Here is a 12,651-nt window from a genome sequence, read left to right as displayed (position 1 = left end):
ACCGTATATTAGCCGTTAGGTTATTCTTCAGTCAAAAAATGATACAATCCCAAATCCAATTCATGTTCCAATCGAAGGATAAATTCAACTAATTTGGTTGGCTTACCATCGCTGTTTTTTTCAACAATATCTTTTGCAGTAAGAATACGTGCGGAACCAAGATAGTAAAAGTCCTTACCATCAATTCTATCGTTGTTAGATTTTCTCACGAACAGCTGAATCATCTCAAAGCCTTTATGTTTGAGAATTTCACTCTCGGCCGTGCTAGACATTGAACGTCCACTTTTAGAAAATAAAGGTAAGGTTGAACGATCGGAAAAGGTATTTTCATATACCATCTTATTTTGAACTTTCACAGTTTTCTTTAAAGATATAAAAACAGGCAGAAAACGTCCATCATCCCTTAAGCCGTAACCACCAATATTTATATAATTAGGCTCATTTTTCCAGTTCAATATCTTGATAATGTCAGGACGGTAATATTTTTCACCAATGGTAAATCGATTACGATAGATTGCTGGATTCTGACGTACATCCCAAAGTTTTGCATCTAAGGCATCTTCAAAATATATTTCAAAGTCTGGAGATTGTAATAACTGTTGAAATTTGGAAGTGAATTCCCATTTATCACCAGTGCAATCAACCAGTGCAACGTGTCCGTATTTCTTTTGTTTCACTTTGGCAAAGTATGTAAAGTCTAAAACAGAGGCCACATTATTCAAGGTTTCTTCGTCACAAAAAATATTTTGAGATTGAAGTCCAGATAAAATTTCTTTATCGGTTAAAGTATGTTTGATCAATAACTGTTTCAATATCCAAGCCTCAACAGGACGTTTGGATACAGTAATTTCCGCAGAAATGAATTTTAAAAATGAATGTTGTTCTTTAGTAAGTGATTTTGAGAACTTATCTTCAAATTTTGCTTGCATGTCATAAAGAGTGTCGAATTTACTGATGATATCAGGAACATCGACACTACCCATCTTGGCAAAATCCAGTAACATGGGTGAACGTAATCCAATCTTGTCTTTGAGGCTCTGATAAGCAGCTTTAAAACGTTTCATATCATTTAAACGAGCTTTTGAAACGGCGTCGAGAATTCTTTTACGTGCGACTTCTTCAAAATTAATCGTCGAAACGCCTGAGATGCTGGGACTAATTATTTGTTTACGGATTTTCTCTTTGTTACTGGTATGTGAGCGGTCAAAAGCCATGGGAATCATGTAATTCTCATCATAATTACCGATAAAATCCAGAATTGTGACGTATTTTTTATTATTGAACTTACGTAGACCTCGGCCTAATTGTTGGAGGAAGATAATACTGGATTTTGTGGGACGCATCATGACAATTTGATTGAGAATGGGGATGTCGACACCTTCATTAAAAATATCAACCGTAATAATATATTGCAGTTCACCCTTAGTTAACCGGTGAACTGCTTTTTCACGTGCTTCAACGGTATCTTCTGCGGAAACAAACTGAGCGTTGATACCTTTATCAGTGAGTTTAACTGCGAGTTCACGGCCTTCGGTGACACGACTGACAAAAATTAGACCGTGGACATCATTGCCGCGAGGTCCGTAATAGTTGGTTTTATCGATTATATAATTGACACGCTCATCAGACACTAGATACTTGAGACTAGTCTTATCATCGATGACTTCACCATTTTTTTCGTAGTCAGTGATACCGATATAGTGAAAGGGCACCAGTAAATCGTGATCCAGCGAGTCCAAGAGTGAAATTTCGTAGGCCAGATGGTAGTCAAAGTATTCATAAACGTTGGTTCCGTCAGTTCTTTCAGGGGTAGCGGTCATCCCCAGCATAAATTGAGGCTTATAAAAATTCATCAACCGCTGATACATTGACTCCTTTTCACCGGGGAGATTTTGGCTAACTCGATGGGCTTCGTCAATAACAATGTAGTCGAAAGCGTCGGCGCCGAGTTGTTCACAAACTGATTTCTTAGAAATCATATTAACCGTCGCAAAAAGGTAGCGAGCGGTCACTTCTTTTTGATTACCACTAAGAATTCCATAATCGCTGTCAGAGCCACCCAAAATCTCTCGAAAACTAGACATGGCTTTACGTAGGATTTGTTCCCGATGCACAACAAATAAGAGTCTTTTTGGTTGAAATTGTTGCACATCAAAAGCTGCCAAGTAAGTTTTACCGGTACCAGTTGCGGCAACGACTAGACCTTTTTTAGCGTGTTCACTATCTCGCAAGTATTTGAGTGCTTCTAGAGCAGGCTTTTGCATTTCGTTAGGAACAATTTTACCTGATGAGTCAGGGGCCCTTTTAACTCGATGATTAGAGTAATTTGGTTGCCAGTTTTGACGATAATTATCTATCCACACCGAAGTTAACGGAATGGCTTGTTCCCAAAGGCTAGTTAGTTCATTTTTGACATTACAAATAACGTCCCCACGTTCAGTTGAAGTGATACGCAAGTTCCATTCAAAATTCTTTTTCAGAGCGTTTTGAGTTAAATTGGAACTTCCAATGAGCGCACTTTCATAGTCTTCATGGTCAAAATAATAGGCTTTAGTGTGAAAACCATCTTGATCCAAAATTCTAACGTCAAGATTAGGGATTCGCAACAAATCTTCAAAAACTTTAGGATTATTGAAACCAAGATAGGTTGAGGTAATAAGTTTTCCGCGAATACCGTGTGTAGCAAGATCTGCCAGAGTACTTTTAAGATCTAATAGACCACCTGAAGTGACAAAGGCAACAGCGATAGTAAATGATTTAGCGCTGCGTAGTTCGTCTTCTAAAGTTTCGAGAACGGTGCCATTCTGATTGGTTATTAGTGCTGGCTGATAACGTGATAATGACTGAATTGAATTGTCTAGGAAACCAAAATTTATTCCCTGGTTAATTTCGTAATCAATGTCCATATGTGAGTCCTATCTTTACATTATTTATAATGATTAACTTGAATTTTACTAATTCCAATAGACAAGTATATCAGAACCATCTCGATTATCTAATGTACAATAAAGAGTAGAGGAGGTGCAGTTTTATGAGTCAAACTAATTATTTCATAATAGATTCCAGTTCCAGCATTGAACACAATGATGTCGACTTCAAATATTATAGCTACCAAAACCGCAACAATAATCAATTACATAAGGGTGATTTAATCATTTATCGTCGCTCCGGCAGTGCATCGGAGTGGGGTAATGAATTTTATCTTTATGGCGCTGGTAGATTCGGCAATGTTGTGAGACACGATTCAACTACTGGTAACGATATTGTCGCAATTGAAAATCCTTACCTGTTTTCACATCGACTCATGAAACAAAATTTACGTACCTTCGATTGGACGTTTCGAAAATTTAAGGGTAAATGGTCTAATTTTTTCAACATGAACGGAATTACACAGATAAATGAGCACGACTACCTGGGATTGTTGGAACGTCAAAAAAATATGGTAACTGAACCAAAACTGTCAGATACAGAAGAATTGTTGGCGGTAAAGTGTTATCAAGCTGAAAAGAATGAACTTTACTTTATCAACGATGAAGCTAAAGGTGTAAAAACTTACGATGCAGTGCAAAAGTTTTTCGCGGATAAAGTAAAGTTTAATTATCATTATAAATCGGCGGTAGCGGGTCCGGTTGATGAGGATGATTTGGTAGTAGCGAGAATTGTCCCTTGGGCAGTTAATAAGAATATCCGTTTAGATCCACGCAATGGTATTAGTTTTTCTAAAACACTTGCCAAAGCCTTTACCTCGGGGTATTTCACCTTTAACGATAAAGGCCATATTGTCATTTCTGACATGGCTGCACATGATGCAGAAACTAATAAATTATTAAATAAATATAAAAATAGAAAAATACATATGAACTACCAATATTCTCCTAATAAAGAATATTTACAATATCATCGAGAACATGTTTTCAAAAGATAACCCTATTGACGAATAGAATACTTACTTGTATTATATGAACAACAACTTTTAATTAAGTCCAGTGAGACTTGGAAAGTACAATCGCTTATGGGGAAACCCTAACTAACTTTCTTTGTCGCACTGGCAAGGGAAGTTTTTTTATATCTTGAATTTTTAATCAGATCCAGAGAGGTCTCAAAGGTTCAGTCTAAATAATCAATCTAAGACAAAACTTGAGGGATGCTGGATAAAGCATCCCTTTTTCTGTCTCAAATATTGTGAAAGTTTGGAGAATATTATGAAAAGATATCTAGTTTTTGAAGATGGTACATATTTTGAAGGTAAGGCCTTCGGTAGTGATGTTGAAACAATTGGTGAGTTAGTTTTCACAACTGGTATGAGTGGATACCAAGAAGCTATCACTGACCAATCTTACAACGGTCAAATTATCAATTTTTGTACACCGATGATTGGTAATTACGGAATTGCTAAAAAGTTTAATGAATCACCAAAGTCATACATCAAAGGTGTTTTGGCTCGTGAGATTGCTGAAGTCGTGGGCAATTACCAAAGTGAAATGACTATCGACCAATTCCTCAAGGAAGAAGATATTCCTGGAATTTACGACATTGATACACGTGCCATCACTTTAAAAATTAGAAAAGCTGGGGCTTTGAAAGCTGCCATTGTCGACAACTTGAATTCAGGTTTGATTGACCAAATTGCAGACTGGCAATTAGATAGGAATCAGTTGGATAAGAGTATTACTGAAACTTCACAAACATTTGCCGGCCATGGTAAACACGTTGTCATGCTGGATTACGGATACAAACAAAGTATCGTCGACGAATTACAAAAGCGTGATATCAAAGTCACAGTTGTCCCGGGAAATACTTCGGTAGAAGATATCGAAAACTTGAAACCAGACGGGATTTTGTTGAGTAACGGACCTGGAGATCCAGTCGATCATACTGATATTTTGGACAATATTGTCGAACTAGAAAAGAAGTATCCCATCTTTGGAATCTGCATGGGACACCAACTACTTTGCCTAGCTAACGGTGCGAAAACTTTCAAGATGAAATTTGGACATCGTGGTTTCAATCATCCTGTTAAAAATTTGGAAACAGGAAAAATTTATTTCACTTCACAAAATCACGGTTACGCAGTTGACCCAGAATCCGTTGCTGACACTGACTTGAAAGTGACACAAGTTGAATTGAATGATCAAACGGTTGAAGGTGTTGAACATACTAAATACAATGCTTTCTCAGTTCAATTCCATCCTGATGCAATGCCAGGGCCACACGACGCCGACTTTATTTTTGATAAATTTTTGGAAAGACTAAACAAATAGCTGGAGGAAAAATTAATTATGCCAAAGAGAACAGACCTTAAAAAGATTATGATCATCGGTTCTGGCCCAATCATTATTGGACAAGCTGCCGAATTCGACTATTCAGGAACTCAAGCTTGTTTAGCTCTTAAAGAAGAAGGCTACGAAGTTGTTTTGATCAACTCTAATCCTGCTACGATCATGACTGACAAGCACATCGCTGATAAAGTTTACATCGAACCAATTACTTTGGAATTCGTAGAAAAAGTTTTGGTTAAGGAACATCCCGATGCCATCTTACCAACATTGGGTGGTCAAACAGGTCTGAATATGGCTGTGCAATTACAAGAATCAGGTATTCTTGATCAATTAGATATCGAAATTATTGGAACTAAATTGAACACAATCAACGAAGCCGAAGACCGTGAAGAATTCAAACGTTTGATGCAAAGATTGAACGAACCAATTCCGGCTTCAAAAACAGCTTATACATATCAAGATGCAAAAGATTTCACTGACCAAATTGGTTTTCCTGTAATCGTTAGACCAGCTTTCACAATGGGTGGAACTGGTGGTGGTGTCGCACATGACGCTGTCGAATTAAAAGAAATCGTTGAACGCGGATTAAAAGTTTCGCCATCAACTGAATGTTTGATCGAACAAAGTATCGCCGGTTTCAAAGAAATTGAATTTGAAGTAATGCGTGATAGCAATGACAATGCTTTGGCCGTTTGTCATATGGAAAACGTTGATCCAGTGGGAATTCATACAGGAGATTCAATCGTTGTTTCCCCAATCCAAACGCTATCCGATACTGAAGTACAAAAGTTACGTGACGTTTCACTAAAAATTATCCGCGCCTTGAAGATTGAAGGTGGTTGTAACGTTCAACTAGCCATCGACACAAAGACTAGCAACTATTACATCATCGAAGTAAACCCACGTGTCAGTCGTTCATCAGCTTTGGCTTCCAAGGCAACTGGTTACTCGATTGCGAAGATTGCGGCGAAGATTGCCGTTGGATTAACATTAGATGAAATCACCAATCCAATTACAGGTAAGACCTTTGCCCAATTTGAACCAGCATTGGACTACGTTGTCTGCAAGATTCCACGTTGGCCATTTGATAAGTTTTCAAAAGCTGACCGCACAATTGGTACACAAATGAAAGCTACCGGCGAAGTAATGGCCTTAGGTCGTAACTTTGAAGAAGCACTCCAAAAAGCTGTTCGTTCTCTAGAAATTGACCAGCACGATCTAATTATGGATTCGCTCAAAGACAAATCGACCGAAGAATTGGAAGAATACGTTCAAATCCCTAAGGATGACCGTTTGTTCTATTTAGCCGAATTGTTGCGCCGTGATGTTTCCTATGAAAAAATCAATCAACTAACAGCCATCAATCCATTTTTCTTAGCCAAAATGAAGAAAATCATTAACTTCGAAACAGAATTGACGAATGGGACATTAACGAAGGAGATTGTAACTGAAGCTAAACGTTTAGGTTACTCGGATCGAACAATTGCTCGTCTGAATGATTTGCCAGAAGATGTTATCCGTTCATACAGGATTCAGAGTGAAATTTTGCCAACTTACAAGACGGTTGATACTTGTGCCGGAGAATTTGAAGCGGAGACACCATATTTCTATAGTACTTATGAAACTGAAAATGAATCAGAAAAAATGTCTGATAAATCCGTTCTGATTTTAGGTTCAGGTCCAATCAGAATTGGACAAGGTATCGAATTCGATTATTCAACTGTCCACTGTGTCAATGCCGTTCAACAAATGGGGTATAAAGCAATTGTTATCAACAATAATCCTGAAACAGTTTCAACTGACTACTCAATCGCCGATAAATTGTACTTCGAACCACTAACCCTAGAAGATGTTTTAAATGTCTGCGACTTAGAAAAACCAATTGGCGCAATTGTTCAATTTGGTGGTCAAACATCAGTTAATTTAGCAGAACCGCTAAAAGAGAATGGTATCAAGATTTTAGGTACACAAGTTGAAGATATCAACCGTGCTGAAGATCGTGATCTCTTTGACCAAATCATCAAGAAACTAGAAATTCCACAACCAATTGGTGGCACAGCAACTTCCGCAGCCGGTGCGTTAGAAATTGCTCAAAAAATTGGTTATCCAGTTTTGATTCGTCCAAGTTATGTTCTAGGTGGACGAGCAATGGAAATCATCAAGTCAGACGATGAATTGAACAAGTATATGAAAGAAGCCGTACACGTATCAAACAACCATCCAGTTTTGATCGACAGTTACTTAACAGGACGTGAATGTGAAATTGATGCCCTAAGTGATGGTGAAAATGTTCTATTACCAGGTATCATCGAACATATCGAACGTTCTGGAGTCCATTCCGGAGATTCAATGGCCGTTTATCCTCCCCAAAATATTCCCGATTCAGTACAAGATCAAATTGTCGAATATGCTAAACGCTTAGCCAAAGAATTGCATTGTGTGGGAATCATGAACATTCAATTCGTTATCCACGACAATCAGGCTTACGTGATAGAAGTAAATCCACGTGCCAGCCGAACAGTACCATATTTAAGCAAAGTTACCGGAATTCAAATGGCCAGAATTGCAACAAAATTAATCTTAGGAGCCAACTTCAATACCCTAGGATTAGAGCCAGGATTAGCACCAGAATCACGCTTGATCCACGTTAAAGCTCCAACATTCTCCTTCAACAAATTAAATGACGTCGATAGTGCTTTAGGACCAGAGATGAAATCAACCGGAGAAGTTATGGGATCAGGAATTGACTATACCGAAGCCTTGTACAAAGCCTTTGAAGCCACCAACCAACATATCAAAGACGCCGGAAATGTTTTGATCACAGTCAATGACTCCGATAAGAAAGAAGCATCAACCCTAGCCAGAAGATTTGAAGAAGTAGGCTTCCAAGTACTAGCTACAAAAGGAACAGCCGATTACTTTAACAAATTAGGACTCAGAGCCAAAATAGTACCAAAAGTTGGCGAAACGGATAAGGATATTATCTATGACATCACCCACAATAAAGTACAATTATTGATCAACACAATTGGAGACAAACGAACACATACATCAGACGGCTATATCATCAGACAAAATGCCGTCTTGAATTCAGTGCCACTATACACATCATTAGATACAGCCGACGCTATTTTGAAAGTGTTGGAGAAAAGATTTATCGGTGTGAATGCATTATAGAGAGAGCGAAGCAGGGGCGGTCAGCTCCCGAGGATTAAGACTACTTATCTCAGTCGGCAAAGAAGTGCCGGCAGAGATAAGTAGTCTTAACCGGAAGGAGTTGCCCTGCTCTGCAGCTCGTTTCCACTATAAAGCATAGAACAATGATTATTTTCAACAGAACGATTATTAATTTGAACTAAGTTAAAAGGCCTCTTATCGAACGGAAATCGCAAGATTAGGGGCCCTTTTTATAAATAATAAAGTGTAATTGGAAATTTCAAAGAATGTGAATGGGGTAAAATTTTGAGTAATATAAACTATGACGGTGATATGCTGAATTATCTGGATACTTTGGGTGAAGAGCCATTTTACAGTATTGATGAGATGATTGATATCTTTAAAAATGATGGCAAAGTACACGAATCACTGGGTATGATAAGTACTTTTGAATTATTGGAAAGATGCAAAAAATATGAGATTCCTTATAAAAAGGCAAGACGCAAAGTAATTATATGGGACATCTTAGAAAGATCGCATTCTAATTTGACACGTGGCCATTTTTTACATGAACTCTTAGAAGTTAATGAGTACACGAATGACGGTAGTAGCTATATAGTTATGGAATTTGAAGATGAAGATAATAAGAAAGTAATCTTGCATCTAGATGATGAGAAAAAATACCATGAGATTTTCGATGATTATCTCGTTGCGACGAAGATAATTAATAACGGTACAAGTGATTTTAGTATTGAATTTCATTGTAATGCTTTTGATACTTTTAATTACACAAAGGTGATCACAAATTTAGATACGGGATTTAGTAAAAAAGTTAATAAATATCGTATCAGTCCTTTTAATCAAGAGGGAATGTTATGGCTTGTGAATAGTTTAGAAGAAATAGATGATTCTTTTTATACTGTCAAAGAACAAAGGGCTAGATATGATACATATTTTGATTCAACAGAGGATATTGAACTATAGATAAGAAAATTTCAACAAAGGAAAGCCGCTCCCAAATCAACAGGGAGCGGCTTTTTAAGTTACTTATTAACAATTTCAATTTTACTACGGCCATCACCAAGCTTCTTAATCAAAACCTGTTGACCAATAGTCTGTTTCATAGATTCAATATGACTGATAACACCAACCATACGATTTTGCCCGATAGTTTCCAAAGCGGTCATCGATTTTTCAAGTGTTTCATCATCCAAAGAACCGAAACCTTCATCAACAAATAAGGCATCAATTTGAACACCATTAGAAGATGATTGGACAACTTCACTCAATGAAAGGGCGATAGAGAGGGCGGCGATAAATGTCTCACCACCAGATAACGTGTCCGAAGAACGAGATTTACCAGTTTCATTATCAAAAATATTAATATCCAAACCGTGATCACGTATTTTATCGCTAGGGTCATTCGATAATTCAAAAGTATAACGATTGTTAGAAAGCAGATTAATAAAGTGGTCGTTAGCGTAATTGAGAACTTTCTGCAAATAGTTTTGAACAACAAAAGTCTCTAATTTCAGCTTACTGCTGTTGTTACCTTGACCATTTACGATGTTGTACAAGTCGGATAATTGACTGAATTTCTTAGCAAAGTCGCCTTGTTTAGCGATGATTTCTTTGATACGATTCAAGTTCCTTTGGGCATCTTGGAAAGTTCTTTTGGCGTTGGCTACTTGAGAAATTAATTCATCCTTTTTAGCTTGCAAGTTTGTCAAAATTTCTTTGAGAGCCGACAAGTCAGGCTTTTGTTTGTCGGTCAAAGTGGTAGATAATTCTTCAATTCTCTTTTCCAAACGTGTTTTTTCCTGTTTGTAATTAGAAATTTTGATTTGTAAATCAGAAAGGAGACCGTCATTTATTTCTTCTAGCCAGTCACGCAAAATCTTCGGATCATCGGATTTAGCAGTGGGGTCAGATAATGCAGAATCAATCTGCTTTTGTAATTTGTCGATGGAATTTTTTTGATCGGCTAACTGTTTTTCAACATCCGCAAATTGAGTTTGGTTGTTGGAATACTTGAGCTGACTGTCTTGAGCAGTTTTTTGTGTGTCCGCCAATTGCTTTTGATAATCTTCAACAGCCGTATCCAGTTGCTTAATTTCTTTAGCAATTTCTTTACTAGAGCGAGATTCCGTCCCAACTTTAGTAAGTGTCTGTTCGAGATCACTTTCGTTAGCTTTCAGAGAAGATTTCTTAGTGGCTAAAGCTAATTTGAGCTCAGTCTGTTTTTCGGCGGCGACTTTATTAGTATCCAGTAATTTGTCGATTTCCACAGTTAACTTATTAGCAGCTGTTAATTGTTCGTTAAGTGAATCAATGGCTTTTTCAAAAACCTTCTTTGCGGCAGTCATCACGAATTCATCATTGAAAGTTAACTTGGATTTGGCAATCAATTCTTGATAGGTATCTGATAATTGTTGGTTAGCATTATTTAGAGTGTCTTCAGCAGTATCAAGTTCATCGGTTACTTGAGCAATGTTTTCGTTTAAAGTTTCAACTTCTTTTTGGGCAGAAGCAAAACGATTTTGTGACTTATCAACTTGTTCCATCGAAGCCTTGAGTTCAGTTTCGTCTGCATCAACGGTTTTAACCATACCCGAGTGGTCAGTAGACCCACAAACAACGCAAGGTTCTCCGTCAACTAGTTCCTTTTGAAGTTGAGCAATCATCAGGGCTTGACGATGCCCCTTTTTCTCTTGGAAATCAATCTGAGCTTGTTGTAATTTTTCTTCTTTAGTCTGAAGTTTTTCTTTTAATTCATTTAAATGTTTTTGAAGACGTTGAACTTCTTTCTTAGCACTCAGTTGATGGTTTTCCAGTGGCGTGAGCGTTTCAACAAAGTTATCTTTCTCATTTGTGATGGCGTCCTTTTGTGTTTGCAGTGTATCACTGTCGGTCAATTGGGCCTTTTTAGCTGCAATTTTTTCAGTAACTTGTTGAAGTTCCTTATCTTGAGCGGATAACTTATCTTGTAAAGTAGCTAATTCAGGTTTTTGATCAGCAATTTCTTGTTTAAGTTTTTCGATACGTTCAACGTCAGGAATTAAAACAGCCAATTTCTTACTTTCAATAGTTTTCTGATCAAAGATATCCTTTTGAGCCGTAAGTTCCTGATTCTTTGTTGTAGCCAATTGATAATCTTTTTGAGAAATTTCCATTTGAGCCGCTAATTTTTGTTTGCGGTCACTGATATTGCTTAATTCGGTAGTTTTACTATCTAAATCACGGACAATATCTTTCAAACTGTCAGCCCATTGTAATTCGGCAACGTGTTTTTGATTGGCAGAGATGTCAGTTTTTTTATTTACAATAGTCAGCTGGTAATCCTGTTTAGCAGTATCTAAGTCAGTGAATTGCTTGTCTAAATCCTTGGCCGTTTGAAAATTTTTATCAGCTGTTTGAACTTGTCTATTAATTTCATCAGTCTGTTTTTCTACTTTATTGAAGTCCTCATGTCGTTTTTCGACGAATTCTTCGAGGAGGACCATTTTTTGCTCATCAGCCTCGTGACTTAATTGTTCTTTTTCTTCGTCAGTCCAATTATCGGAATCCATTTGAGCAGCTAAATCAGTAGCAAAGGCTTCATTTTTCTTTTTGTCAGTAGTGTAGAGATCTCTTAATTTATTAGCAAAGTCAGAATAAAGCTGTGTACCAAAAATCTTTTTTAGGATGGCTTCCTTGGCATCTGTTTTTGACTTTAAAAATTCGGAAAAATCATTTTGAGGTAACAGAATAATCTTCTTAAATTGTTCTGCCGAAAGGTTGAGGATTTCAGCAATGGCAGTACCGACATCGCTAGGTTTAGCAGCTATACTATCAATCTCGGTTCCGCCGACTTTATCCACAATTGCTAATTTGGCAATTGGTTTTTTATCCACAAGATTGTCACCACGTTGACTTTTTAGCCACTGTTCAGGACGGCGAACAATTCGATAAAGATTATTTCCCTGTTCAAAATAGAAAGTTACTTCGGTTGCTTTATCGATGGGGGCAAATTGACTGCGCATTTCTCGAGCATCACGGCCATCAGTTGTAGTACTGCCGAAGAGGGCAAAGGTCATGGCATCAAAAATCGTTGATTTACCAGCACCAGTATCACCACCGATAAGAAAAATCGGTGCTTCATCCAATTTTCGAAAGTCGATACTAGAATCTTCATGGGGTCCGAAATAATTCATCTGTAAGTAAATAGGTTTCAAAA

The 12,651-nt window shown here is 37.4% G+C and carries 6 protein-coding genes; 4 read left to right on the top strand and 2 right to left on the bottom strand.

The window, feature by feature from the left end; all coding sequences use genetic code 11:
- Positions 1-20: 20 nt before the first annotated feature.
- On the bottom strand, positions 21-2,906 hold the full coding sequence (locus U8526_RS08650; RefSeq protein ID WP_334341563.1) for a DEAD/DEAH box helicase: 2,886 nt from the start codon (positions 2,904-2,906) through the stop codon (positions 21-23).
- Between the two features lie 125 nt (positions 2,907-3,031).
- Between U8526_RS08650 and U8526_RS08645 the strand changes: the two genes are divergently transcribed.
- The 4 genes from U8526_RS08645 (at position 3,032) to U8526_RS08630 (ending at position 9,419) form a co-directional block, all read left to right on the top strand.
- A complete protein-coding gene (locus tag U8526_RS08645; protein WP_334341562.1) occupies positions 3,032-3,925 on the top strand; it encodes a hypothetical protein in 894 nt (297 codons plus the stop codon).
- A gap of 277 nt (positions 3,926-4,202) precedes the next feature.
- Positions 4,203-5,261 (top strand): carbamoyl phosphate synthase small subunit, encoded by a 1,059-nt coding sequence (locus tag U8526_RS08640; RefSeq protein ID WP_334341561.1) that lies wholly within the window; start codon positions 4,203-4,205, stop codon positions 5,259-5,261.
- Positions 5,262-5,279: 18 nt separating this feature from the next.
- Positions 5,280-8,456 carry a carbamoyl-phosphate synthase large subunit gene (carB, locus tag U8526_RS08635; RefSeq protein WP_334341560.1) on the top strand — a complete coding sequence of 1,059 codons (3,177 nt, stop codon included), beginning with the start codon at positions 5,280-5,282 and terminating at the stop codon, positions 8,454-8,456.
- A gap of 285 nt (positions 8,457-8,741) precedes the next feature.
- Complete coding sequence (locus U8526_RS08630; protein WP_334341559.1) at positions 8,742-9,419, top strand: hypothetical protein; 678 nt, start codon at positions 8,742-8,744, stop codon at positions 9,417-9,419.
- Between the two features lie 59 nt (positions 9,420-9,478).
- Here the strand turns inward: U8526_RS08630 and U8526_RS08625 are convergent, their stop codons facing one another.
- The gene (locus U8526_RS08625; RefSeq protein WP_334341558.1) at positions 9,479-12,649 is read right to left on the bottom strand and encodes an SMC family ATPase; all 3,171 of its coding nucleotides are present in this window, start codon (positions 12,647-12,649) and stop codon (positions 9,479-9,481) included.
- Positions 12,650-12,651: the final 2 nt, after the last annotated feature.

It is taken from the genome of Companilactobacillus sp. HBUAS56275 (assembly GCF_036913655.1).
GTDB lineage: Bacteria > Bacillota > Bacilli > Lactobacillales > Lactobacillaceae > Companilactobacillus > Companilactobacillus pullicola.
The sequence above is the reverse complement of the archived record's forward strand: the minus strand, read 5'-3'. Positions and strand labels throughout refer to the sequence as shown.

What these genes read in the sequence shown, in the direction of transcription:
- U8526_RS08645 (WP_334341562.1), top strand. Translation starts at nt 3,032, where the DNA reads ATGAGTCAAACTAATTATTTCATAATAGATTCCAGTTCCAGCATTGAA.
- U8526_RS08640 (WP_334341561.1), top strand. Translation starts at nt 4,203, where the DNA reads ATGAAAAGATATCTAGTTTTTGAAGATGGTACATATTTTGAAGGTAAG.
- carB (WP_334341560.1), top strand. Translation starts at nt 5,280, where the DNA reads ATGCCAAAGAGAACAGACCTTAAAAAGATTATGATCATCGGTTCTGGC.
- U8526_RS08650 (WP_334341563.1), bottom strand. Translation starts at nt 2,906, where the DNA reads ATGGACATTGATTACGAAATTAACCAGGGAATAAATTTTGGTTTCCTA.